Below are 23,349 nucleotides of genomic sequence, written 5' to 3' on the forward strand. Positions count from 1 at the left end.
GGGTAGGCCATCGTCGTAGTTTGTCGAACCATTTCGGACACAATGGCGCTTAAATCGGGTAAATTTCCAGCCTATGCAGGCCTCCATCTCATTTTTTCTTTCTAGCTGCGCGACCTATAGCGTCCATTCCCGCAATATAATTCTCCAAACCCCCATAAATATCTAGAATCCGATAGGGATTTCTCATTGCTACCGCTCGCTTGGTATCATCAGTTATTTGACACCAAATGCAATTTTCTTCATCGTCCCCAATCGGCTCAGAGCAAGAAAAACAATAATTCTTACTTGGCATAATTTTATCATCAACGAATGAATAAACTTCCCCCTTCCAGTCAACCATATAAGGGACAGCAGAAGTTCTTCCAATTCTGAGCTCATAGAACTCAGCAGAATATCTCAGAGCGATCTCTTTGAGTCTAGCCTTGGTTTCGTGCGTAGCTCTCGCGCCGCAGATGATGCTAGAAACACATGAACTCGGAATATTCATGAGCATCAAATCACCTGATGCTCTTACATCTTTATCCCCTACGACCATCCTGCGCTCTTGCTCGTAAGCCCAACATGTAGACTTCGTAAAATAAGCAGAATTAACAACAGCTGCTTGCAGAAAATATGTATACCTGGGCTTTCCTATATGCAAAACTCTTGCAACTAATTCTGAGAAATTGTAAGAAGCCCCATCTTGATAAGCAATGTTATCAAATCTGGCTTCAGGAAACTCTTTCAGGATAGCTTCTTCTGAAAACTCAATCACGAAGCCGTTGTGATTATAGGCGTAATCCGCCCACATCGGTATTACGATGGGAGATCGAGAAAAGCATGTTGTAGGATACTGAGGAAGCTCACCAATCGCTTCCGCATAACATGCAAGCATCTCAGGGTCTCCCCCGAAATCTGTAGCCAGAAAAAGCTCGTACGGATCGTTGAAATCTTTAGGTTTTGAGAATTTAAGAGTTACTTGGTTGTCTTCAGTAAATAACACACCAACCAATTCTTCTGGTAAGTATTTATATAAACGGCCAGTGCCTTCAGCCATTCTCTTCACTCCCCAAAACTCTTGTTACCTTAAGGTAGAAACCCCACTAACCTAACCGTCCAATTTTCCCAATTCTGCTGCGCATGTTATCTGGCATATCTACCAGCAGACTAGCCTACATCGTTGGATGTATCCAAGAGTCAGTTATGTGGCACAAGCCGACACACCTCCTCCCTCACCCCCGCCGAGCCGCTTCAATCGCCGCCACGTCGATCTTCGTCATCCCCATCATCGCCTCGAAGGCCCGCTTGGCCTCGTCTCCGCCCGCCGCCAGTGCATCCGTCAGTACGCGCGGCGTGATCTGCCAGGAAATGCCCCACCGGTCCTTGCACCAGCCGCAGGCGCTCTCCTGGCCGCCGTTGCCGGTGATGGCGGTCCAATAGCGGTCGGTCTCCTCCTGGTCGTCGGTGGCGATCTGGAACGAGAAGGCCTCGTTGTGGGTGAAGGCCGGGCCGCCGTTCAGGCCGAGGCAGGGGATGCCCGTGACGGTGAACTCGACCGTCAGCACGTCGCCCGCCTTGCCGGACGGGTAGTCGCTGGGGGCATGGTGGACGGCGGTCACCGCGCTGTCGGGGAAGATCCCGGCGTAGAAGTGGGCGGCGGCTTCGGCGTCCTTGTCGAACCAGAGGCAGATCGTGGTCTTGGCGACGGCCATGGCGTGTCCTTTCGCGCTGAAACCCAATCCAGCCCGAGGCCGGCCCCTGCGGCCTGTCGGCCGGCCTATGCCCGCGTGCCGCTCAATAGGGTTTTACCACCACCAGCGTAACGATGGCGATCATTCCGGCGATGACGGCAAGGGGGGAAAAGCGCAGCAGGCCGGAAACCGGCGGGCGGCCCGGTTCGGGGAGCTGCCGCAAGGCGCGGGCGAGCCTGCCGTAAAGGGCGGACAGGGCGACGACGACGGCGATCTTGGTCGCCAGCCACGGCTCCGCCCCCCAGCCGCCCTGGAACACCAGCGTCAGGCCGAGAATCCAGGCGAGCCCCATGGCGGGCGAGGTGACGCGGCGGTCCCAGCGGCTCACCGCGCGCAGGATGCGGGCCGGCCCGTCGGCTGCGGTCTCGGCATCCAGGGCGCTGATCAGGACGGCGGCAACGAGCATCCCGCCGATCCAGACCGTCACCGCCGCAACATGAAGCCCGATGAGCCAGATGTAATCCACGATTGCCTCTCACCCCGACAGGACCGATGCCCCGCCCCGGCGATGGGACGGGCGCGTCCGGGGAGAGAGGCACCGAAGGCGGCGGCGGATGCAAGCGCCTTTCGGCCGCCTCCTTCCAACCGGCTCCGTCAGCCGCCCGGCACCACCCAGGGCCGCGCTTCGGCATCCGCCCGGTCGTAGGCGTCGATGGCGTCCTGCTGGCGCAGGGTCAGCGCCACGTCGTCCAGGCCGGCGATCAGGCATTCCTTCTTGAACGGGTCGATGGCGAAGGTCAGGGCGAGGCCGTCGGGGTCGGTCAGGGTCTGCGCCGGCAGATCGACGGTGACGGCGGCGCCCGGCGTCCGTTGCAGCCGGCGGCGGAGCGCGGCGACCGTCTCCTCCGGCAGGGCGATGGTCAGCAGGCCGTTCTTGGCGGCGTTGGCGGCGAAGATGTCGCCGAAGCTGGGGGCGACGACGCAACGGAAGCCGCCATCCACCAGGGCATAGACCGCCCCCTCACGCGAGGAGCCGCAGCCGAAATTGCGATCGCTGACCATCACCCGGGCGCCGGCATAGGCCGGATCGTCCAGCGGGAAGCCCGGCTTGCGCTCGTCCCGGAACAGGAAATTGCCATAGCCGGCGCTGCGCGGCTTCTTCAGGAAACGGGCCGGCAGCAGCTGGTCGGTGTCGATGTTGGCGATGTCCAGCGGCAGCGCCGGAGCGGTCAGGGTGACGAAGGGCTCCATCTCAGGCGACTCCCAGCTTGCGGACATCGGCGAGCTTGCGGACATCGGTGATCCGGCCGGTCGCGGCGGCGGCGGCGGCCATGGCCGGGCTCATCAGGTGGGTGCGGGCGTCGGGCCCCTGGCGGCCGGGGAAGTTGCGGTTGGTGGTGGAGGCGCAGCGCTCCCCCGCCGGAACCAGATCGCCGTTGATGCCGACGCACATCGAGCAGCCGGGCTCGCCCCATTCCAGCCCGGCGTCGATGAAGATTCGGTCGAGCCCCTCGGCCTCGGCCTGCCGGCGGACAGGGACCGAGCCGGGAACCACCAACCCCGGCACCACCGCGCGCCGGCCACGGAGCACCGCGGCGGCGGCGCGCAGATCCTCCAGCCGGGCGTTGGTGCAGGAGCCGATGAAGACGCGGTCGATTGCGACCTCCTCCAGCCTCATGCCGGGGACGAGGCCCATATAGTCCAGCATCTTGCGCATCTGGCCGGCACGCACCGGGTCGGGCTCGGCGCCGGGATCGGGAACCGCGGCGCTGACCGGAACCGCGGTCTCCGGGCTGGTGCCCCAGGTGACGGCAGGGGCGATGTCGGCGGCGTCCAGCGTCACCTCGCGGTCGAAGACGGCGTCCGGGTCGCTCGGCAGGCTGCGCCAGTGATCGACCGCGCGGTCGAACAGCGCGCCCTTCGGGGCGAAGGGACGCCCCTCGATCCACGAGATGGTGGTGTCGTCGGGGGCGATCATGCCGGCGCGGGCACCGGCCTCGATCGACATGTTGCAGATGGTCAGCCGGCCTTCCATCGACAGGGCGCGGACGGCGCTGCCGGCATATTCGATGACGTGGCCGGCGGCCCCGTCGGCACCGATGGCGGCGATCACCGCCAGGATCAGATCCTTGGCCGTCACATGCGGCCCCAGCATGCCGTCCACTGTGATGCGCATGGTCTTCGGCCGGCGCTGCCATAGGGTTTGGGTCGCCAGCACATGCGAGACCTCGGTGGCGCCGATGCCGAAGGCCAGCGCGCCGAAGGCACCGTGGGTCGAGGTGTGGCTGTCGCCGCAGACGATGGTCAGGCCCGGCAGGGTCAGCCCCTGTTCGGGCGCCAGCACATGGACGATGCCCTGCGCCGGGTCGTGCAGGCCGAAATGGCGCAGGCCGTGGCGTCCGGCATTCGCCTCCAGCATCGTCACCATGTTGGCGATCTCCGGATCGGCAATCGGCCTGGACCGGCTGTGCGAGGGCACATAATGGTCGGCGACGGCGAAGGTCAGCTCCGGCCGGCGCACCTTGCGGCCGGCATGGTCGATCATGCCGAAGGCGTGGAAGGAGCCTTCATGCAGGAAATGGCGGTCGATGGCGAGCAGGGACTGGCCGTCGGGCCGGGTCGCCACCAGATGGGCGTCCCACACCTTCTCGAACAGGCTGCGTGGCTGGCTGGTCATCGGTCGTTCTCCTCCCTGACGGCGCTTGCCGCCGCTTGCCCGGCGATGCGGCCGAGCGCCACCGCGGTCAGCAGCCCGTTGCCGGACAGATAGCCGGACGCCTTCGATCCCGACACGCCGCAGGCCGCACCCCCGGCGGCATGGAGGTTGGGCAGCGGCCTGCCCTGCCGGTCGAGCACGCGGGCATCGTCGTCCACCACCAATCCGCCCTGGGTGTGGAACAGCGCGCCGGTGACGCGCACCGCACGGTAGGGCGCGGCCAGCGGCGGCGCTCCGGCGAAGTCGCGGCCGAAGCCATCGGCAGCGCCCTCCCGCTTCAACCGCTCGACCTCCGTCAGCGTCGCGGCCAGCGCGTCCGGGTCGATCTTCATAAGACGGGCGAGGCCGGCGGGATCGTCGGCGGTCAGCACCGCGCCCATCGCCTCGGCCTGGCGGAAATCCTCGAACTGGCGGGCAATGGCGGCGATGCGGTCGTCAAAGACCGTCCAGGCGATGCCGTCCGGCTGGCGCAGCACGATGGCCGCCTGTTCCGAATAGCCCTGCTCCTCGTTGGAAAAGCGCCGGCCCTCGGTGTTCACCTGCACGCCGCCCTCGGTGATCGTCGCCCAGGTGACGAGGATGCCGGCCGGATGGGCGACCGAGCCATGGCCCTGGTGCCCCGACAGGTGGCGGCTGGCGGCGCCCAGCGCCTCGCCCCACAACAGCGCGTCGCCCTGGTTGCCGGGATGGCCGAAATAGAGCGCGTCGGCCAGTTCCGGCACATGGCGCCCGACCAATTCCCTGTTGCCGCCATAGCCGTTGCAGGCCAGGACCAGCGCCGAACAGCCGACGCGCTCGCTGCTGCCGTCGGGACGGGCGAACTCCACGCCATGCACGCGGGACGCGGCGTCGGCGTAGAGCGCCGTGACATGCGCCTCGCACAGCACGTCGATGCCGGCGGCCTCGACGGCGCCGCGCAGACGGTCGATCAGTTCGGAGCCCGACCGGCTGGGCAGCCCGTGCATGCGCCGGGCGCCGTGGCCGGGATAGGTGAAATTGTCCACCAGCGAGACGGGCAGCCCGTAGCGGTCGGCCAGCCACTCCAGCGCCGGCCCGACCGCGCGGGCGACGCGGGCTGCGTCGGCCGGATCCGGCTCGCCCTTGGCCTTGCCCAGGATGTCGGCGGCGAACAGCTCCGGGCTGTCCTCGATGCCGGCCGCGCGCTGCCAGCGGGTGCCCGGCGCCGGGATCAGCCCAGCCGACAGGGCGGTCGAGCCCTGGGGCAGCGCATCGCGCTCCAGCACCAGCACCCCGGCGCCCTGCTCGTGGGCGGCAAGCGCGGCGATCATCCCGGCTGCCCCGCCGCCGATGACGACAACGGGCACGGTGAACTCGAACTCGACGCCGTCGGCGGGCAGGATGCGGCTCATGACTCACCGACCTCCGCCAGCATGGTGGCGATGGTGGTGACGCGGCAGACCGGGCGCAGGGCCGCGACCGAGACCTCATGCACCTGCGGGGTGAAGGCGGCGCAGCCATCCTCAAGCAGGATGGTGTCGAAGTCGCGGACATGGGCGTCGCGCACGGTCGAGGCCACGCCGCCATTGGTGACGATGCCGCAGACCAGCAGCCGCTCCACCCCGCATTTCGCCAGCACCCATTCCAGCCGCGACATGTAGAAGGCGGAATAGGCGATCTTCTCCACCTCGACATCCACCGGCTGGAGGGTGTCCACCGTGCGGTGGCCCCAGGCGCCGGGCAGGAAATCGCCCTTGGCCAGGAAGGGACGCAGGGTCTTCAGGTGGGGCGAGATCATCGGCTCGCCGCTGCGGCCCGGCACCAGCGTGAAGTTGGTCGAGATCACCCAGCCGCCGCGCGACCGCAGCAGGTCGGCCAGCGGCTTCACCCGGTCCGGCAGTTCCAGGATCTCCGGTGCCGTCTGCCCGGCGCGGCCATAGGCGCCGTCGGGATGCAGGAAGTCGTTCTGAAGGTCGCAGACCAGCAGCGCGGTTCGCTCGGCCGGGATGGTGGCGGCGTTCATCGGCCGGTCCTTTCGACGACGACATTGCCGAAGCCGTCGACCCGGGCGCTGAGGTCGGGATCGATGACGGTGGTGGCGTCGGGCTGTTCGAGGATCGCCGGCCCCTGGATCACCACGCCGACCGGCAGGTCGAGGCGGTTGTAGACCGCCGTCTCGTGCCACGCGCCGTCGAACCACACCGGGCGCGAGCCGGCATAGGCGCCCTCCACGCTCGTCCCGTCCCGCGGCGCCAGCGTCGCGAGGTCGAAATGCGGGCGGCGGCCGATGGCTGCGGTGCGCAGATTGACGATCTTGGCGCCGACACCCGGCAGCAGCCGGCTGAAGGATGCCTGATAGGCACGCTCGAAGGCGGCGCGGATGGTCGCCTCGTCGATTCCGGTCGTTGGACCGGTGGTGCCGTTCTCGACCGAGACCGGCAGCGCCACGGCAACCGTGTGGGTCTGGCCGATGTAATGCATGTCGAGCTCGAAGACGAGGTCGATGCGCTCGACGCTGAGGCCGGCGGACTCAACCACCGCGCGGGCGGCTGTCGCCTCCTCCACCATGCGGCGGTCGAGCGCGGCGGCGTCGATGCCGGCCAGCGGCAGGTTGACCGTCTGCACCTGATCGTGGCGGATGTCGGCGATGACGCAGCCGAGCGCCGAGGTGACGCCGGGGAAGCGCGGCACCAGCGCCGCCTTCAGCCCGACATCCTTGATCAGCGCGCCGACATGCAGGGCGCCGCCGCCGCCGAACGGCACGGCGGCGAACTTGGCCGGATCGTGGCCGCGCTCGATGGAGACGAGGCGGATGGCGCCGGCCATCTTGCTGTTGGCGATGCGCACCACGGCTTCCGCCGCCGTCATGACGTCGAGGCCGAGCGGCCCGGCGACATGGGTGGCGATTGCCGCGCGGGCGGCATCGACGTCGAGCCGGGCCAGCTTGCCGCCGATCGGGCGCTCGGCGTTGATGCGGCCGAGCAGGACGTTGGCGTCGGTCAGCGTCGGGCGGCTGTTGCCCTGGGCGTAGCAGACCGGACCGGGGCGCGACCCGGCACTTTCCGGCCCGACCTGGAGCATGCCGCCGGGATCGACCCCGGCGATGGAGCCGCCGCCGGCGCCGATGGTGGTGATCTCGATCATCGGCGTGCGGACGACCAGGCCGAAATCGATGGTGGTCTGGGCGGCCAGCATGGTCTGCCCCTCCACCACCAGCGACACGTCGAAGCTGGTGCCGCCGAGGTCGCCGGTGATGACGTTGGGGAAGCCCGCCGCCTTGGAGATCGCCGCCGCGGCGATGACGCCGGCCGCCGGCCCAGACAGGGCGGTGCGCACCGGCAGCCGCCTTGCGGTGTCGGTCGACATGACGCCGCCGTTCGACTGCACGATGTGGAAGCGGCCGCCGAACCCCTCCCCCGCCAGCGCGTCGTCGAGCTTGGCGAGATAGCTGCCGACCACCGGCTGGAGATAGGCGTTCAGCGCGGTGGTCGAGGTGCGCTCGAACTCGCGGATTTCCGGCAGGATGCGGGACGAGCATTCGAGATTGGCGTTCGGCCAGACCTCGCGCGCCGCCTCCAGCGCCGCCAGCTCGTTGGCCGGGTTGGCATAGGCGTTGATGAAGACGATGGCGAGCGCCTCCGCCCCCATCGCGACCAGCCGGCGGGCGCAGGCGCGCACCGCCTCCAGGTCGACGGCGGTGCGCACCGTGCCGTCGGCCAGCGTGCGCTCCGCCACCTCCAGCCGCATGTCGCGGTCGACCACGGGGACGAAATCGCCCCACAGGCCCCAGGTGTGGCGGCGGTCGCGGCGGCGCATCTCCAGCACGTCGCGGAATCCCGCCGTGGTGATCAACCCGACCCGGGCGCCCTTGCGCTCCAGCAGCGCGTTGGTGCCGACGGTGGTGCCGTGGACGATGGAGCCGAGGTCGGCAACCGGGCCGAAGCTCTGCAGGCCGGCCAGGAACCCGACCGCCTCGTCGCCGCGGTTGGAGGGAACCTTGGCGGTGCGGAAGCTGCCTCGCGCCTCGTCGTAATGGAACAGGTCGGTGAAGGTGCCGCCGACATCGACGCCGACGATGGTGCCGCCGGCGGAGCCCTTGGGTGTGGCCATGCTCATGATCTTGGTTCCGGGTTCGTCAGGCGGCGGGGGATTCGCGGAGAAGCGCGGTGGCGGCGAGGTCGAGCGCGCCGTCGTCGGTCAGCGCCACGCCATAGGCGCTGCGCGCCGCGCCGATGCCGAGATAGCCGAGCCGCACGTCGCGGGCCACCGCCTCCGCCTCGCGCCGCCTCGGGTCGCCCCAACCGCCGCCGCCCGGCGTCTCCAGCCGGACACGCTGGCCGTCGCGGATCCTGACGTCGGTGATCTTGGAGGCGAGCGGCGGCGACTTCTCGCCCTCGTCGCTCTGCCAGGTGAAGCGGTTCAGCGCGGCGGGCGTGCCGCCGGCCACCCCGAAGGGGGCGAAGACGCCGCGCTCGCCCAGCAGGAATACGTCGGCGTCGGTCAGCGCCTCGATCTCATAGACGGCACCGACGCCGCCGCGGTGCAGGCCGGCCCCGGCGGAATCCGGGCGCAGCGCCCATTGGGTGAACATCACCGGATAGGCCGCCTCCAGGATCTCCACCGGCGGAATGGTGGCGGTGGAAATCGGGTTGTTGGCGTGGTTCAGCCCGTCCGTCTCCGGGTTGCCGCCCAGGCCCCCGCCGAAGAAGGAGAACATCACCCAGCGCGAGCCGTCGGCACGGTGGCCGGCCAGCGACAGCGCGTTGATGGTGCCGAAGGGGGCGGCGGTGGCGCGCGCCGGATCGGCCAGCGCCAGCGCGCCGAACACCACGCCGATGACGCGCAGGATGGTCTCGGTATAGCCGCCGACCGGCTTGGGCGGCTTCACCGCCAGCAGCGTGGTTTCGGGGATGACGAAGGTGATCGGGTTGAGGCAGCCGGCATTGGCCGGCACGTCGGTGAAGACATGCTTCAGCGCGACATAGCAGCAGGCGACTGCGGTGGAATAGGCGATGTTGAGCGGCCCGGCGCAGGGAGCCGATGAGCGCGAGAAGTCCAGGATCATCCGCTCGCCCTCGATGGTGAGGTCGAGCGCGATGAGCAGCCGGTCGGCGGTGATGCCGTCGTTGTCGAGATAATCCTCGAAGCTGTAGGTGCCGTCCGGCAGCTTGGCCACCGCGGCCCGCATCAGCGCGTCGGCCCGCGCGGTGAAGGCGTCGAAGGCGGCCGAGACGGTCGCCTCGCCATGCTCGTCCAGCAGCTCGGTCAGCCGGCGCACGCCGAGATCCAGCGCGTTCAGCTGGCCGTTCAGGTCGCCGTAGTTCGACACCGGCACGCGGGAGTTGGCGGCGAGGATCGCCAGCAGGTCGGTGTTCATCACGCCGGCCCTAACCAGCTTCACCGGCGGGATGCGCACCCCCTCCTGGAAGCTGTCGGTGGCCCGCGCGTTGAAGTTGCCCGGCACGTTGCCGCCGATGTCGAGCCAGTGGCCGACCGACGCCATCCAGCAGAACAGCGTCCCCTGCCGGAAGATCGGCCGCACCAGCCGGAAGTCGTTCAGGTGGGTGCCACCGTCATAGGGGTCGTTGAACAGGAAGATGTCGTCGGCGTGCAGGTCGCCCTCGCGCGCGACCTTGTCGATCACCGCCTTGACCGCGAAGGCCATGGCGCCGACGAAGATCGGCAGGCCGTTGGTCCCCTGCACCAGAGTCGCGCCGGTCTCGGCATGATACAGCCCGTGGCAGGCGTCGCGCGCCTCGGCGATGATCGGGTTGAAGGCGGAGCGGTAGAGCGTCGCGTCCATCTCGTCGGCGATCTGCTCCAGCCGGCCCTTCAGGACGGCGAGCGTGACGGGATCGATCGGAGTCTGCTTGGTGGTCATGCTGCGTCCTCCCGCTTGGCGGGTGCAAAGTCCTTGTAGGTCTCGCCGAGCGCCAGCATCCCGGGCGTGCCGATCAGCTCGTTCAGCGCGTTGAAGTCGAACATGCGGTCTCGGAACGGCTGGGTGGTGCCGTGCTGCGCCAGCGAGCCGTAATAGTCCTGCGCCTGCCGGGCCAGCGCCCGCACGATGCCGCCGGGGAAGATCACCAGCCGGTAGCCCAGCGCGCCCAGCTCCGCGGCCGAGCTGATCGGCGTCTGGCCGCCCTCGACCATGTTGGCGAGCAGCGGGCGGATGCCGCCCAGGTCGGTGGCGATGGCGGCCAGCTGGTCGCGGGTCTTCGGCGCCTCGACGAACAGCACGTCGGCACCGGCCTCGACATAGAGCCGGGCGCGGTCGAGCGCCGCCGACACCCCTTCCACCGCAACCGCGTCGGTGCGGGCGACGATCAGCGTGGCGTCGCTGGCGCGGGCATCCACCGCCGCCTTGATCTTGCCGGCCATCTCCGCCGCCGGGATCACCGCCTTGTCGGTCAGGTGGCCGCAGCGCTTGGGAAAGCTCTGGTCCTCCAACTGGATCGCGGTGGCGCCGGCCCGCTCGAACATGCGCACGGTGCGCTGCACGTTCAGCGCGTTGCCGTAGCCGGTGTCGCCGTCCACCACCAGCGGCGTGGCCACGCGGTCGCGCACCAGGGCGATGGTGTCCGCCACCTCGCTGACCGACACCAGCCCGATGTCGGGCCGGCCGAGCCGGGTGTAGGCGATGGCGGCACCCGACAGGTACAGCGCCTCGAACCCGGCGGCAGTGGCGAGCGAGGCGGTGAAGGCGTCATAGACGCCGGGCGCCAGGACGACGCGGTCCTGGGCCAGCCGGTCCCGGAAACTCGTAGTGGGGACGATCATGTCAGGCGCTCCCCCCGGTGCCGGTTCGCGATGGCGTCGCGCTCCGCCGGGTCAGGGTTGGAAGAAGTCGGGCGGTAGTAAGGATCTTGGGACCGGGCCGGAGCACGCATCGCTCACAGCCCGAGATAGGTGCGTTTCAGTTCGGGATCGCGGGCGATGGCCTCGGCCTCGCCGGACATCGCGAAGACGCCGTTCTCCAGGATGTAGGCGCGACGGGCGACCTCCAGCGACTGGACGACGTTCTGCTCGACCAGCAGGATCGCCAGCCCGTCGGTGTTCAGCTTGCGGATCAGGCCGAACATCTCCTCAACCACCAGCGGCGACAGGCCGAGCGACGGCTCGTCGAGGATCAGCAGCAGCGGCTCGGCCATCATGCCGCGGCCGATGGCGAGCATCTGCTGCTCGCCGCCCGACAGCGTGCCGGCCAGTTGCCGCTCGCGCTCCTTCAGGCGGGGGAAGGTGGCGAAGATGTGTTCCAGGTTCCGGGCGCGGTGCGGCTTGCCGCGGCGGTAGCTGCCCAGCTCCAGGTTTTCGCGGATCGACAGATTGGGGAAGATCTTGCGGCCCTCCGGCACCTGGATCAGTCCCTCCTCCACGATGCGGGCGGCCGACCGGCCGTCGATGCGCTCGCCGGCAAAGCGGATCTCGCCGGCCCAGGCCGGCAGCACGCCCGACAGCACCTTGTTCAGCGTGGTCTTGCCGACGCCGTTGGAGCCGAGCACGGTGACGATCTCCACCGTCTCGACCGCCATGTCGATGCCGCGCAGCACCTCGGTTGCGCCGTAGCCGGCCCTCAGGCCGCGGATGTCCAGCAGCGCCTCAACCATGGACCGCACCCTCCGCCTTCAGCCGGGCGGCGGCGCCGTGGCCGAGATAGGCCTCGATCACCCGGGCGTCGGCGCAGACCGCGGCGGGCGGTCCCTCGGCGATCATGCGGCCCTGTGCCAGCACATAGACGCGCTCGCACAGGTTCATCACCGCCTGCATGACATGCTCGATCATCAGGATCGTCACCCCCTTGTCGCGGATGTCGCGGATCACCGGGATGATGTCGCGGATCTCCGACGGGTTCAGCCCGGCCAGCACCTCGTCCAGCAGCAGCAGCTTCGGTTCGGTGGCGAGCGCGCGGGCCAGCTCCAGCCGCTTGCGCCCGGCCACCGTCAGCCCGCCGGCCGGGCGGTCGAGCTCGGCGGCCAGCCCGACCCGCTGGGCCACGTCGCGCGCCTTGGCGATGGCGTCGGCGCGTTTGGCATGGCGCAGATAGGCGCCGACCGCGATGTTCTCGCACACCGTCAGCCCGGCGAAGGGCTGCACGATCTGGAAGGTGCGGCCGATGCCGCGCCCGGCCCGGCGGTGCGGCTCCTCGCCGGTGATGTCCGCGCCCTCGAACCGGATGCGACCGTCGGTCGGCTCGATGAAGCCGGAGATCATCGAGAACAGCGTGGTCTTGCCGGCACCGTTCGGGCCGATCAGCCCGATGATGCCGCCGGGCGCCACCGTCAGCGACGCGCGGTCCACCGCCATCAGCCCGCCGAAGCGCTTGGAGACGGTCTCAACGGCCAGCATTGGAAGGCTCCTTGGCGGCATCGGATCGTGAGGAAGGCCGCAGCAGCCCGGCGCCGCGGTCGCGCAGCCGCTCCAACAGGCCGAGGATGCCGCCGCGGGCGAAGGCGACCGCCAGCACCAGCACGGCACCGAAGACGATCAGGTCGATGCCGGGAATGCGGCCGGCGAACTGCTTGGCGACCTCGCCCAGCCCATGCAGGGTCAGGGCGCCGACCACCGGGCCGAAGACGGTGCCGACGCCGCCGATGATCGGGGCCAGCAGCAGCTCGACCGAAATCCAGCTGCCATAGGCGATGGTCGCGTCGATGTAGAGGAAATACTGGGCATAGAGGCAGCCGGCCAGCGCGGTGACGCCGCCGGACAGCGCGATGGCGCGCAGCTTCACCCGCAGGCTGTCGACGCCCAGCGCCTTGGCCGCATCCTCGTTCTCGCGCACCGCCACCAGCTGCGCCCCGAAGCGGGAGCGCTGGATCCAGCGGGTCAGCACCAGCACCGCCCCGACCAGGGCCAGCACCAGCCAATAGAAGACGGCGCGGTCGGCGAATTGCAGGTTGGCGGGATGGACCTCCAGCTTGATCAGCAGCCCGGCGGCCCCGCCGGTGAAGGAGGCGGCGTTGGCGAGGATGCGGAACACCTCGGCAAAGGCCAGCGTCACCAGCGCGAAATAGGAGCCGCGCAGGCCCGAGCGGAAGCTGAGGAAGCCGATGCCCCAGCCGACCGCGGCCCCGGCGGCGGTCGCCAGCGCCAGCCCGGCCCAGGCATTGACGCCCCAGCGCAGTTGCAGGATCGCGGTGACGTAGGCGCCGGTGCCGAAGAAGGCGGCGTGGCCGAAGCTGAACTGGCCGCCGAAGCCGCCCAGGATGTTCCAGCCCTGCGCCCCCAGCGCCACGATCAGCATGAAGACCAGGAAATTCAGCACCGGGCTGGAGGTCACCACCAGCGGCAGCAACGCCGCCAGCGCCAGCAGGACGAGGATGGGGAGAAGATCGCGCGCGGTCATGCCCTGGCTCCGAACAGGCCGGTCGGCCGCACCAGCAGCACGGCGATGAAGATCAGGAAGATGCCGATCTGGCCCAGGCTGTCGCCCAGCAGCAGGCCGCACAGGCTTTCCACCACCCCGATGAACAGGCCGCCGAGCAGGGCGCCGGGAATGGAGCCCATGCCGCCCAGCACCACCACGGTAAAGGCGACCAGCACGAAGGCGCCGCCGATGCGGGGATTGACGTAGAAGGTCGGCATCAGCAGGCAGGCCGCCACCGCCAGACAGGCGCAGCCGAGCCCGAAGGTGACGGCGTAGATGTGCGGCACGTCGATGCCGACCAGATTGGCGCCCAGCTTCTCCTTGGCAACCGCGCGGATCGCCTTGCCGGTGTCGGTGCGGTTCAGCAGCAGCCACAGGAGGCCGGTGACGACCACCGCCACGCCAAGCCCGACCAGCCGCGGGAAGGACAGCAGCAGCGGCCCAAGCGCCACCACCTGGAAGGAATAGTCGGTGTCGAGCGTGCGGGTGTCGGACTGGAAGGTGGCGAGCAGCACATTCTCCAGCACGATGGAGAGGCCCAGCGTCACCAGCAGGATGTTGCCGTCGTCGCCATGGCTGGCCGGCCCGATGATGAAGCGCTGCAGGCCGTAGCCGAGCGCGAACATCAGCGGCACCAGCGGCAGGATGACGATGTAGGGGTCCATGCCCAGCCCGGCCCAGGCGACCCAGACCGCGAACATGGCGCAGGTCAGCAGCGCGCCGTGGGCGAAATTGATGATGTGCAGCACGCCGTAAATCAGCGTCAGGCCCAGCGCGATCAGCGCATAGACCGCACCGGTCATCAGCCCGTTCAGCGCCGCTTCCAGGATGATCTGAGGTGAATACATGGCATCCTGCACGAAGGGTGAAAAGCCGTGTCGCAATCGCTCCGATTGCCCCCATCCTTCCCCCGGACGTCGGGAGAGGGATGGGGGCAGACAGAAGGGACTTCAGACCGCCGGGAAGTTCGCCTTCACCTCGGCATAGGCTTCCGGGAAGATCACCTTGATGTCGTCGCCCTGGATCTGGGTGTTGATCGGGGTGGCGCCCTCGTTCTGGCCGTTCACGAACCTCGTCGGGCCATAGGGCATGATATGGCCGGCGAAGCTGGAGGCGTTCAGCGCCTCGATGATCCTGGCGCGGTCGGTCGAGCCGGCGCGCTCGATGGCGTCGGCCAGCAGCTTCACGTTCGAATAGTTCAGCGAGACGTTGTAGGCGAAGGACTTGCCCCGGTCCTGCACCGCCTTGCGCAGGGCCAGCGCCTGCGGGTTGCGCGGATCGTGCCAGTGGTTGCAGTCGATGACGTTCTGGGCCGCCTGCGGGAACTCCTTGAGAAAGCGGCCGTTCGACGCCGCCCCGCCCAGCACCGCGTAGATGCCCTTCGGCTTGATGCGCTGCTGCTGCATGGTGCGGGCGAGCAGCACGAACTCGCCGTAATAATTGGACGGAATCACCAGATCCGGGTTCAGCGAGCGGATGCGCAGCGCCACGTTGGACATGTCGCGCGCCGGGGTCGGATGGGCGATGGTCTCCAGCACCTCGAAGCCGCGCTTGGGCAGTTCGGCCTGCAGCAGCTTGGCGAGGCCGGAGCCGAACAGCCCGTCCTCATGCACCAGCACCACGGTCCTGGCCGGCTTGCCCGCCAGTTCGTTCATGCGGGTCAAATTGTCGAGCGCGACGCTGGTGACCTTGCCGAAGCCGGGGCCGAAACGGAAGGTGTTCTTCAACCCGCGCGCCATGATCTGGTCCGACACGCCGACATCGACGAGGTACGGCAGGTCGTAGCGCGCCGCCGCCTGCGACGCCGCGAGGCAGATCGGGCTGGCGAAGCCGCCGACGATGGCGCAGGCGCCCTCCGCCTGCATGCGCTCGACCTCCTGCGTGCCGGCTTCCGGGGTGGAGCGGGCGTCGCCGAACAGCATCTCCAGCTTGGCGCCGCCCAGCGACCTGATGCCGCCGGCCGCGTTGATCTCGTTGATCGCCAGCTCGGCGCCCAGACGGCCGAGGTCGCCGTCGTTGGCGAGCGCGCCGGTCACCGGCTGGAGCACGCCGACCTTCACCGCGGCGCTCTGCGCCCGCAGGATCGACGGCGCGGCCAGCGGCACGGCGGTGAAGGCGGCGGCCGCGGCACCGGCCTTCAGGACCGAGCGGCGGGTGATGCCGGGAAGCGCGGAGTCCCGATCCGAACGTCTCATTACGCTCAACTCCTCTGTCTGGTTGCCCGCTTGGCACGGGGTGGCTTTTCGCCTTTGGCGGCCTTTTCGGCCTTGGTCTTATCCGATGCGCGCGGCCAGCCGAGCGCCGGGCTCCAGCGCCGTTCGCCGTCGCTGCCGGTGCGCACCAGATCCATGTGGAAGCTGTAGCGGTCGGGCCGGTACAGCGCGTGAAGATGCTCGACGCCGCGGCCCGACGGCTCGTAGACGACACGGGTCAGCGACAGCAGCGGCGAGCCGATCTCCAGATCCAGCGCCGCCGCCGCTTCGGGACCGGCCAACGTCGCACTGATCGCCTGGGTCGCCCGTTCGGCCTGCACGCCCGACCGTTCGATCAGTTCCAGCAGCGGACGCGCCGCCAGCTCCGCTTCCGACCAGGTCAGGCCGATCCATTCCGGCACATGGGTGGTCAGGTAGGAGAAGGGCACGCCGTCGATCATCCGTATCCGGACGGAGCGCTGGACCCGCTCCCCCGCCGCCAGCCCCAGGCTTGCGGCGACCGCCTCGCTGGGCAGGCCGTAGCTGAAGGACAACAGCTTGACGTCGGTGCTGCGGCCCATGTCGATCAGGTGCGACAGCACGTTGGACAGGTCGGCGACGATGGGGCGGACGGTGCGCGTATCATGGACGAAGGTACCGGACCCCGCCTTGCGCTGCACCAGCCCTTCCTTGTCGAGCAGGTCGAGCGCGCGCCGCACCGTGACCCGCGACACCGCATGCTCGGCCGCCAGCGCCGGCTCTCCCGGCAGCCGGCTGCCCGGCGGCAACTCGCCGGCGACGATGCGGTCGCGCAGCAGCAGATAGATCCTGCGTGCCTTCAAGGGTTCAACCGCCGACTTCACAGCGTGCCGTCCTCCGCTTCACCGCGCCCCGAACCTGTCTCTTGATAAGACAGGAACCTGTATGATGGATAAGACAGGTTTGGTCAACGGGGATGTTGGACCGACGGACGGTCTGCGGCAAAAGTGCAAAGCAAAACGCCCCGGCCTGCGGAAGGCCGGGGCGTCGGAAGACGATGCAGACGGACACCGTCATCAGCCGATGCGGAACTCCTCGCGATGGATCGCCGTCATCGGCAGCCCCTCCGGCCCGATGACTCCGCGATACATGCCGGAGCAGTTGAAGGGCAGAGCCACCCGACCGTCACGGTCGATGGCGACCAGGCCGCCCGAGCCGCCGATCACCCCCAGCTCGTCCACCACGCCGGTCGCGGCGCGGTCAAGCGTCTGGCCGCCCCAGCGCATGCGGGCGTCGATCTCGTGGGCGGCGCAGCGGCGGATGAAATGTTCGCCATGGCCGGTGGCGGAAACCGCGCAGGTCATGTTGTCGGCGAAGGTGCCGGCGCCGATCACCGGGCTGTCGCCGACCCGGCCCTTGGCCTTGGCGGTCATGCCGCCGGTTGAGGTCGCCGCGGCGAGGTTGCCGTCACGGTCGCGGGCGACGGCACCGACGGTGCCATGGCGGCGCTGATCGGCGTCGCCATCGGAGTTGTCTTCCGGGGCGCCGGACCGGCGGCGCTCCAGTTCGGCCTGCAGGGCGTCCCAGCGCGGCTGGGTGAAGAAATAGGGGGCCTCCTCCATCGGCAGTCCCTGGCGGCGGCAGAGGTCGAGCGCGCCCTCGCCGATCAACAGGACATGCTCGCTGTGCTCCATCACCGCGCGGGCGGCGAGGATCGGATTGCGCGGGCCGAACAGGCCGGCCACCGCACCGGCGGCGCGGTCGCGGCCGTCCATGACGGCGGCGTCCATCTCCTGCACGCCCTCCGCGGTGAAGACGGCGCCGCGGCCGGCGTTGAACAGCGGCTCGTCCTCCAGCGCCATCACCGCGGCGGTGACGGCGTCGAGCGCGCTGCCGCCGTCGGCCAGCACGTCATGCCCCGCGGCCAGCGCCCGGCGCAGCCCGGCATGATAGCCCTCGGTCAACGCGGGCGTCAGGGCGCTGCGCTTGATGGTGCCGGCGCCGCCATGGATGGCCAGCGCGAAGGGCTGCGGTACGGAGAAGGTCATGGGCAGGGTCTCAGCGCAGGGAGGCCGACATGGCCGACAGGGTGTTGATCCAGCCGAGGGCGGCGGCCATGCTGGCGGCCGGCAGGCGGATGGTGACGGGGTCGAGGCGCTCGGACACCGGGATCAACGATGCCAGGTCGGCCAGCGCCGGGCTGTTCATCTCGATCTCCAAGCGGTAGGGCGCTCCGTCGCCGCGCGGCGGAACGCGGAAGGGCGGGATGCTCGAGGCGCGGCGGACGGCACGGGCCGCCGCCTCGCGGATGCGGTCGCGGGCGACCGACGGCGCCACGGCGCGGGCGGCGCGCTGGCCGAGCGCGTGCTTGACCACCACCTGTTCGGCGTCCGGGAACAGCGGCGCCATCTCCGCGGCGAAGCGGTCGTCGCCGCTCAGCAGGATCACCGGCACGCCGATCTCGCCGGCATAGGCGCCGTAATTGCCGGCCTCACCCAGTTCCAAGCCGTTCACGACGACGCGGCCGAAGGCGAAACTGTTGGTGGTGTGGGCGAGGATGCCGTACTGGCGGGCCGAGCTGTGGAAGCCGACGCACATCACCCCGGCCGTCCCCGGTTCCAGCCCGGCGAACATGCCGATCGGCTTGGGCCGGCCAAGGATCAGTTCGGCTGCAGGATGCAGCTCGTCCGGCAGCAGGTTCAGCATCGGGCCGTGACTGTCGTTGACCAGGATCTCGCTGGCACCGCCAGCAACCGCGCCTTCGATGGCGGCATTGACCTCGGCGGTCATCAGGCGGCGGGCACGCTCGTACTCGGTATTGCCCGGCGTCACCTGCTGTTGGGAGACCACGCCGGCCACCCCCTCGATGTCGGCGGAGATGTAGATCTTCACTCTGTGCTCCCGGAGGTCAGGATAGCGGACAGGCAGGGCCGGGTCGCGCCGTCCCGGCCGATCACCGGCGTCGCTGCGGCCAGCGCGTCGAGCACCGCTTCCTGCGTCGCATCGGCCATCGCCTCGAACAGGCCGTCGATGCGGCGCTCGTTCAGCATGCGCAGCGGCACGATGTCGGCGCGCTCGTCATGGTCGATGCGGTTGGCGGTGGTGAAGCCGAGCGCGATGTCGCCGCTGCCGTGGCCCCAGAAGGAACCGACCCGCGCCAGCCCCACCCCGGCCCGGCGGATGACCCGTCGCAGTTGGCGGTGATCGAGCGGCGCATCGGTGGCAGCGATGACGATGACCGAGCCCTTCTCCGGCGCGTCATCCGGCACCGGCGGGGCCACGCGGCGGCCGTCGGGCAGGCGCAGTTCCCCCGGCCGGCCGAAATTGGCCAGGACCAGCACGCCCAGGTGATGGCGCCTGCCGTCCAGCTTCAGGCGGCGCGAGGACGTACCGATGCCGCCCTTGAAGCCGAAGCAGGACATGCCGCGCCCGGCACCGACCGAACCCACTGCCACTTCGGCTCCGTCCGGCTCGCCCATCGCTGCGGCCAGTGCCGCGGCGGCATGGGCCTCCGTCACCGCCAGCGCCTGGATGTCGTTCAGCGGACCGTCGTTGCACTCCATCACCACCGGGTTGACGGTGGCGGTGGTCCGGCCGATGTCCGGGTTGGCGGCGATGGCGTGGCGGACCAGCGCGGTGGCGGCGGTGCCGACCGACAGGGTATTGGTCAGCAGGATCGGGGTTTCCAGCGCCCCCAACTCCTCCACCTGCATCAGACCGACGCTCTTGCCGAAGCCGTTCAGCACCTCGGCCGCCGCCACCGGCTTGTCACGGTAGAGGTTGCCGGCATGGGGCAGGATGGCGGTGACGCCGGTCTGGACGGCGCCCTCATCCAGCGTGACATGGCCGACGCGCACGCCCGGCACGTCGGTGATGGCGTTGCGCGGCCCCGGCGTCAGCCGGCCGCAGGCGAGCCCGAAGGCCCACGCCCTGCCCCTGCCGTCAGCGGAGTTTCGGGTCGAGGGCATCGCGCAGTCCGTCGCCGAGCAGGTTGAAGGCCAGCACCGTCAGGAAGATCGCGAGGCCGGGATAGAAGGTGACGTGGCTGGCGACGCCGATGTAGCTGCGCCCGTCGGCCAGCATGGCGCCCCATTCCGGGCTGGGCGGCTGGGCACCGAGGCCGATGAAGCTGAGGCTTGCCGCCGTCAGGATCGAGGTGCCGATGCGCATGGAGACATAGACGATCACGCTGGGCAGTGTGCCGGGCAGGATGTGGCGGACCATCAGCAGCCGGTCGCGCACGCCGATGGCGCGGGCGGCGTCGACATAGACCGCGCGCTTCAGCCCCAGCGTGCTGCCGCGCACGAGGCGGGCGAAGACCGGCACGCTGAAGATCGCCACCGCATAGATGACGTTGTCGATGCCCGGCCCGAGGACGGCGACGATGCCGATCGCCAGCAGGATACCGGGAAAGGCCAGCAGCACGTCGCAGACGCGCATGATCAGCGAATCGATCCAGCCGCCGCGGAAGCCGGCGACCAACCCGAGCGCCACGCCGGCCACCCCGCCCAGCAGGACCGACAGCAGCCCGACCGACAGCGAGATGCGCGCACCCCACAGGATGCGGCTCAGGATGTCGCGGCCATAGGCGTCGGTGCCGGCCCAATGGTCCGCCGACGGCCCTTCCAGGATGCGGTCATAGTCGAAGGCCGCCGGGTCGAACGGCGCGATCCAGGGTGCGGCGGCGGCGGCCAGGGTCAGCGCCAGCAGACAGATGCCGGCCGCCATGGCGGTGCGGTTGCGCCGGAACTTGCGCCAGAATTCGCGCAGCGGCGACCGGATGGCGTCGTGGCTCACGGCCACGCTGGTTGCGTCTGTCGTGGTCATGAGTAGCGGATCTCGGGGTTGGCGAAGGCGTACAGCACATCGACCAGCAGGTTGATGATGATGAATTCCAGCGAGAACAGCAGGATCTCCGCCTGGATGACGGTGTAGTCGCGGTAGTTGACGCTATCCACCAGCAGCCGGCCCAGCCCCGGCCAGGAGAACACCGTCTCGACCACGATCGACCCGCCCAGCAGAAAGCCGAACTGCAACCCGACCATGGTGATGATCGGGATCATCGCGTTGCGCAGCGTGTGCTTCCACACCACCAGCCGGGCCGGCACGCCCTTGGCCCTTGCGGTGCGGACGTAATCCTCGCGCGCGATCTCGATGAAGGCGGAGCGGGTGAAGCGCGCCATCACCGCGGCGACGCCGAGCCCCAGCGTCAGCGACGGCATCACGTAATGCTGCCACGTCCCGTAACCGCTGGTCGGCAGCCAGCCGAGCTTGACCGAGAACAGGTCGATCATCAGCAGCCCGAGCCAGAATGAGGGAAAGGCGATGCCAGACACCGCGACGATCATGCCGACATGGTCCTGCCAGCGTCCGCGCTTCGTCGCCGACGCCACGCCGATCAGCAATCCCGCCAGTGTCGCCCAGACCATGGCGACGATGGTGAGGTAGAGCGTGGGCAGGAAGCGTTCGCCGATCTCCTGCGACACCGGCCGCTTGGACTTCATCGACCGGCCGAACTCGCCCTGCACCGCATTGCCGAGGAAGCGGCCATACTGCACCCACAGCGGTTGGTCGAGGCCGAGATCCTGGCGCACCAGCTCGACGTCGCGCTGGGTCGCATCCGGGCCGGCGACCAGCCGCGCCGGATCGCCCGGCAGCAGATGGACGAAGCCGAAGACGAAGACGGAAATCACCAGCAGAACCGGAAGGATGCCGGCAAGACGGCCGACGAGATATTTCAACATGGGACGGAGGTCCTGGAAGAGGGCCTGGAGGTGCGGGGGGATTCTCGGGGACGTTAGACCCCCACCTAACCTCCCCCGCTGGGCGGGGGAGGGACTGCCGCCACTCTCCCGCCTTAAGCACTTGCCCCCTCCCCCGCCCAGCGGGGGAGGGTCAGGGTGGGGGCAATAGGGAGCCCCCACCCTCACATCACTGCAGGTCGGCTTCTTCCATCTGCAGCCCGCCGTCGGCGACATAGTAGAAGCCGGTCAGCTTCTTCGACTTGCCGGCCAGCAGATTCTCGACGCCAAGGAAGATCCAGGGCGCGTCCTTCCAGATCTGCTCCTGGGCGACGCGGTAGGCCTCGGCGCGCTTGGCGGTGTCGGCGGTGCCGATGCCGGTCTCGATCGCGGAATCGACCGTGTCGTTCTTGTAGTAGGCGACGTTGAAGAACTTCGGCGGGAAGCCCTTGCCCCACAGCAGCGGACGCAGGCCCCAGTCGGCGTCGCCGGTCGAGGCCGACCAGCCGCCATACTGCATCTGCACCGTCGCATCCTCCGGCTTCTCGACGCCCCAGACGCGGGCGGTCTCGACGCCGGCCTCCAGCGGGGTGACGGTCAGCTTGACGCCGATCTGCGACAGCTGCTGCTGCACGAACTGCATGCCGCGGATGAAGTTCGTGCTGTTGCGGCCGAACATCTCGGCCTCGAAGCCGTTCGGATATCCGGCTTCGACCAGCAGCGCCTTCGCCTTGGCGAGGTCATAGGTGTACTGGTTGGGCTGGGTGACGTGGAAGCCCAGCTTGGACGGGATCGCCGAATCCAGCGGACCGGCGTAGCCGCGATAGACCACCTTGGCGTAGGCGTTCTTGTCGACGGCGTAGTTCAGCGCTTGACGGACTCGCGGGTCGTTGAAAGGCTTCTTCATGGTGTTCATCGCCACGTAGCGGGCGATGATCGACGGCGCGTCGATCAGTTCCAGCGCGCTGTTGGCCTCCACCATCTTCACCATCTCCGGCGGCAGCGGATAGATGAACTGCGCCTCGTTGGTCTGCAGCATGGCGATGCGGCTGCCATTCTCCGGCACGCTCTTCAGCGTCACCGTATCGACCTTCGGCAGGCCCGGCTTCCAGTAGTTGGCGTTCTTCTCGACCTTCAGCGTGTCGGCTGCCCAGCTGACGAACTTGTAGGGGCCGGTGCCGACCGGGTGGCGGCCGATCTCCTTGCCATAGGTCTCCAGCGCCTTCGGGCTGTGGATCATGGCGCCGGGATGGGCGAGGTTGTTGTTCAGCGCGCCGAAGGGCTGCGACAGCTTCAGCGTGACGGTGTAGTCGTCGACCACCACCGTCTCGGCCAGCATCGCCAGCAGGCTCTGGCGCTTCAGCCGGTTGGCCGGGTTGGCGAGGCGGTCGAAGTTGGTCTTCACCGCCTGGGCGTTGAAGGGCGAGCCGTCATGGAAGGTGACGCCCTTGCGCAGGCGGTAGGTGTATTCGGTGGCGGTGTCGTTGACCGTGAAGCTCTCGGCCAGCAGCGGCACCAGCTTCATGTCCTTGTCGAAGCCGAACAGGCCTTGCATCATCGTGCGGCTGGCCGACTGCGACAGGGTGTCGTTGATGTCGGCCGGGTCCAGCGTGGTGATGTTGTCGGGCAGGCCGACCACCAGATCCTTTGCGGCGAAGGCCGGACCGGCGAGAGCGGTGCCGGCCAGCAGGCCGGCCAGCAGGGGAAGGGCGAAACGCGTCACGTG

At 68.6% G+C, this 23,349-nt stretch carries 22 protein-coding genes; all 22 read right to left on the reverse strand.

All coding sequences use genetic code 11. The features are described from left to right. Window positions 1-88: 88 nt before the first annotated feature. The 22 genes from AL072_RS33580 to AL072_RS18020 all read right to left on the reverse strand — a co-directional run bounded on the left by AL072_RS33580 (window position 89) and on the right by AL072_RS18020 (window position 23,346). Window positions 89-1,036 carry a DUF2971 domain-containing protein gene (locus tag AL072_RS33580; RefSeq protein ID WP_082109019.1) on the reverse strand — a complete coding sequence of 316 codons (948 nt, stop codon included), beginning with the start codon at window positions 1,034-1,036 and terminating at the stop codon, window positions 89-91. A gap of 175 nt (window positions 1,037-1,211) precedes the next feature. After that, window positions 1,212-1,691 carry a VOC family protein gene (locus tag AL072_RS17920; protein WP_045582930.1) on the reverse strand — a complete coding sequence of 160 codons (480 nt, stop codon included), beginning with the start codon at window positions 1,689-1,691 and terminating at the stop codon, window positions 1,212-1,214. 82 nt (window positions 1,692-1,773) lie between these two features. Then, window positions 1,774-2,196: a CopD family protein gene (locus tag AL072_RS17925; protein ID WP_045582929.1), complete on the reverse strand. Its 423-nt coding sequence runs from the start codon at window positions 2,194-2,196 to the stop codon at window positions 1,774-1,776. 128 nt (window positions 2,197-2,324) lie between these two features. Continuing rightward, window positions 2,325-2,921, reverse strand: coding sequence for a 3-isopropylmalate dehydratase small subunit (gene leuD / locus AL072_RS17930; RefSeq protein ID WP_045582928.1), 597 nt, complete (start codon window positions 2,919-2,921; stop codon window positions 2,325-2,327). Window position 2,922: 1 nt separating this feature from the next. Continuing rightward, entirely contained in the window at window positions 2,923-4,347 is a 1,425-nt protein-coding gene (gene leuC, locus AL072_RS17935; RefSeq protein WP_045582927.1) for a 3-isopropylmalate dehydratase large subunit, read from the reverse strand. Next, window positions 4,344-5,756 carry an FAD-dependent oxidoreductase gene (locus tag AL072_RS17940; RefSeq protein WP_045582926.1) on the reverse strand — a complete coding sequence of 471 codons (1,413 nt, stop codon included), beginning with the start codon at window positions 5,754-5,756 and terminating at the stop codon, window positions 4,344-4,346. Before AL072_RS17940 ends, leuC begins: the two co-directional genes overlap by 4 nt. Beyond that, window positions 5,753-6,367, reverse strand: coding sequence for a cysteine hydrolase family protein (locus tag AL072_RS17945; protein WP_045582925.1), 615 nt, complete (start codon window positions 6,365-6,367; stop codon window positions 5,753-5,755). The genes AL072_RS17940 and AL072_RS17945 overlap by 4 nt, the downstream gene beginning before the upstream one ends. Next, on the reverse strand, window positions 6,364-8,460 hold the full coding sequence (locus AL072_RS17950; RefSeq protein WP_245636837.1) for a hydantoinase/oxoprolinase family protein: 2,097 nt from the start codon (window positions 8,458-8,460) through the stop codon (window positions 6,364-6,366). The genes AL072_RS17945 and AL072_RS17950 overlap by 4 nt, the downstream gene beginning before the upstream one ends. A gap of 19 nt (window positions 8,461-8,479) precedes the next feature. Further along, entirely contained in the window at window positions 8,480-10,225 is a 1,746-nt protein-coding gene (locus AL072_RS17955) for a hydantoinase B/oxoprolinase family protein (protein WP_045582924.1), read from the reverse strand. Next, window positions 10,222-11,124: an isocitrate lyase/PEP mutase family protein gene (locus AL072_RS17960; RefSeq protein WP_045582923.1), complete on the reverse strand. Its 903-nt coding sequence runs from the start codon at window positions 11,122-11,124 to the stop codon at window positions 10,222-10,224. Before AL072_RS17960 ends, AL072_RS17955 begins: the two co-directional genes overlap by 4 nt. 113 nt (window positions 11,125-11,237) lie before the next feature. Beyond that, a complete protein-coding gene (locus AL072_RS17965) occupies window positions 11,238-11,951 on the reverse strand; it encodes an ABC transporter ATP-binding protein (RefSeq protein ID WP_200909832.1) in 714 nt (237 codons plus the stop codon). Further along, window positions 11,944-12,690, reverse strand: coding sequence for an ABC transporter ATP-binding protein (locus AL072_RS17970; RefSeq protein ID WP_045582922.1), 747 nt, complete (start codon window positions 12,688-12,690; stop codon window positions 11,944-11,946). Before AL072_RS17970 ends, AL072_RS17965 begins: the two co-directional genes overlap by 8 nt. Next, window positions 12,677-13,690: a branched-chain amino acid ABC transporter permease gene (locus AL072_RS17975; protein WP_045582921.1), complete on the reverse strand. Its 1,014-nt coding sequence runs from the start codon at window positions 13,688-13,690 to the stop codon at window positions 12,677-12,679. The genes AL072_RS17970 and AL072_RS17975 overlap by 14 nt, the downstream gene beginning before the upstream one ends. Further along, on the reverse strand, window positions 13,687-14,559 hold the full coding sequence (locus AL072_RS17980) for a branched-chain amino acid ABC transporter permease (RefSeq protein ID WP_045582920.1): 873 nt from the start codon (window positions 14,557-14,559) through the stop codon (window positions 13,687-13,689). The genes AL072_RS17975 and AL072_RS17980 overlap by 4 nt, the downstream gene beginning before the upstream one ends. Window positions 14,560-14,661: 102 nt before the next feature. Further along, entirely contained in the window at window positions 14,662-15,906 is a 1,245-nt protein-coding gene (locus AL072_RS17985) for an ABC transporter substrate-binding protein (protein WP_045582919.1), read from the reverse strand. Between the two features lie 5 nt (window positions 15,907-15,911). Next, window positions 15,912-16,745 (reverse strand): GntR family transcriptional regulator, encoded by an 834-nt coding sequence (locus AL072_RS17990; protein ID WP_245636838.1) that lies wholly within the window; start codon window positions 16,743-16,745, stop codon window positions 15,912-15,914. A gap of 213 nt (window positions 16,746-16,958) precedes the next feature. Beyond that, a complete protein-coding gene (locus AL072_RS17995; RefSeq protein WP_045582917.1) occupies window positions 16,959-17,930 on the reverse strand; it encodes an isoaspartyl peptidase/L-asparaginase family protein in 972 nt (323 codons plus the stop codon). A 10-nt stretch (window positions 17,931-17,940) separates the two neighbouring features. Then, window positions 17,941-18,774, reverse strand: coding sequence for a M55 family metallopeptidase (locus AL072_RS18000; protein ID WP_045582916.1), 834 nt, complete (start codon window positions 18,772-18,774; stop codon window positions 17,941-17,943). Next, the gene (locus tag AL072_RS18005; protein ID WP_045582915.1) at window positions 18,771-19,850 is read right to left on the reverse strand and encodes a DmpA family aminopeptidase; all 1,080 of its coding nucleotides are present in this window, start codon (window positions 19,848-19,850) and stop codon (window positions 18,771-18,773) included. The genes AL072_RS18000 and AL072_RS18005 overlap by 4 nt, the downstream gene beginning before the upstream one ends. Then, on the reverse strand, window positions 19,825-20,709 hold the full coding sequence (locus tag AL072_RS18010; RefSeq protein ID WP_045582914.1) for an ABC transporter permease subunit: 885 nt from the start codon (window positions 20,707-20,709) through the stop codon (window positions 19,825-19,827). Before AL072_RS18010 ends, AL072_RS18005 begins: the two co-directional genes overlap by 26 nt. Next, window positions 20,706-21,626, reverse strand: coding sequence for a glutathione ABC transporter permease GsiC (gene gsiC / locus AL072_RS18015; RefSeq protein ID WP_045582913.1), 921 nt, complete (start codon window positions 21,624-21,626; stop codon window positions 20,706-20,708). Before gsiC ends, AL072_RS18010 begins: the two co-directional genes overlap by 4 nt. A gap of 187 nt (window positions 21,627-21,813) precedes the next feature. Then, complete coding sequence (locus tag AL072_RS18020; RefSeq protein ID WP_082109018.1) at window positions 21,814-23,346, reverse strand: glutathione ABC transporter substrate-binding protein; 1,533 nt, start codon at window positions 23,344-23,346, stop codon at window positions 21,814-21,816. Window positions 23,347-23,349: the final 3 nt, after the last annotated feature.

Origin of the sequence: Azospirillum thiophilum (genome assembly GCF_001305595.1) — a bacterium.
Lineage (GTDB): Bacteria > Pseudomonadota > Alphaproteobacteria > Azospirillales > Azospirillaceae > Azospirillum > Azospirillum thiophilum.

What these genes read in the sequence shown, in the direction of transcription:
- leuD (WP_045582928.1), bottom strand. Translation starts at nt 2,921, where the DNA reads ATGGAGCCCTTCGTCACCCTGACCGCTCCGGCGCTGCCGCTGGACATC.
- AL072_RS17940 (WP_045582926.1), bottom strand. Translation starts at nt 5,756, where the DNA reads ATGAGCCGCATCCTGCCCGCCGACGGCGTCGAGTTCGAGTTCACCGTG.
- leuC (WP_045582927.1), bottom strand. Translation starts at nt 4,347, where the DNA reads ATGACCAGCCAGCCACGCAGCCTGTTCGAGAAGGTGTGGGACGCCCAT.
- AL072_RS17950 (WP_245636837.1), bottom strand. Translation starts at nt 8,460, where the DNA reads ATGAGCATGGCCACACCCAAGGGCTCCGCCGGCGGCACCATCGTCGGC.
- AL072_RS17960 (WP_045582923.1), bottom strand. Translation starts at nt 11,124, where the DNA reads ATGATCGTCCCCACTACGAGTTTCCGGGACCGGCTGGCCCAGGACCGC.
- AL072_RS17975 (WP_045582921.1), bottom strand. Translation starts at nt 13,690, where the DNA reads ATGACCGCGCGCGATCTTCTCCCCATCCTCGTCCTGCTGGCGCTGGCG.
- AL072_RS17980 (WP_045582920.1), bottom strand. Translation starts at nt 14,559, where the DNA reads ATGTATTCACCTCAGATCATCCTGGAAGCGGCGCTGAACGGGCTGATG.
- AL072_RS17965 (WP_200909832.1), bottom strand. Translation starts at nt 11,951, where the DNA reads ATGGTTGAGGCGCTGCTGGACATCCGCGGCCTGAGGGCCGGCTACGGC.
- AL072_RS17995 (WP_045582917.1), bottom strand. Translation starts at nt 17,930, where the DNA reads ATGACCTTCTCCGTACCGCAGCCCTTCGCGCTGGCCATCCATGGCGGC.
- gsiC (WP_045582913.1), bottom strand. Translation starts at nt 21,626, where the DNA reads ATGTTGAAATATCTCGTCGGCCGTCTTGCCGGCATCCTTCCGGTTCTG.
- AL072_RS17955 (WP_045582924.1), bottom strand. Translation starts at nt 10,225, where the DNA reads ATGACCACCAAGCAGACTCCGATCGATCCCGTCACGCTCGCCGTCCTG.
- AL072_RS18005 (WP_045582915.1), bottom strand. Translation starts at nt 19,850, where the DNA reads ATGCCCTCGACCCGAAACTCCGCTGACGGCAGGGGCAGGGCGTGGGCC.
- AL072_RS17920 (WP_045582930.1), bottom strand. Translation starts at nt 1,691, where the DNA reads ATGGCCGTCGCCAAGACCACGATCTGCCTCTGGTTCGACAAGGACGCC.
- AL072_RS17970 (WP_045582922.1), bottom strand. Translation starts at nt 12,690, where the DNA reads ATGCTGGCCGTTGAGACCGTCTCCAAGCGCTTCGGCGGGCTGATGGCG.
- AL072_RS17985 (WP_045582919.1), bottom strand. Translation starts at nt 15,906, where the DNA reads ATGAGACGTTCGGATCGGGACTCCGCGCTTCCCGGCATCACCCGCCGC.
- AL072_RS18010 (WP_045582914.1), bottom strand. Translation starts at nt 20,709, where the DNA reads ATGACCACGACAGACGCAACCAGCGTGGCCGTGAGCCACGACGCCATC.
- AL072_RS33580 (WP_082109019.1), bottom strand. Translation starts at nt 1,036, where the DNA reads ATGGCTGAAGGCACTGGCCGTTTATATAAATACTTACCAGAAGAATTG.
- AL072_RS17945 (WP_045582925.1), bottom strand. Translation starts at nt 6,367, where the DNA reads ATGAACGCCGCCACCATCCCGGCCGAGCGAACCGCGCTGCTGGTCTGC.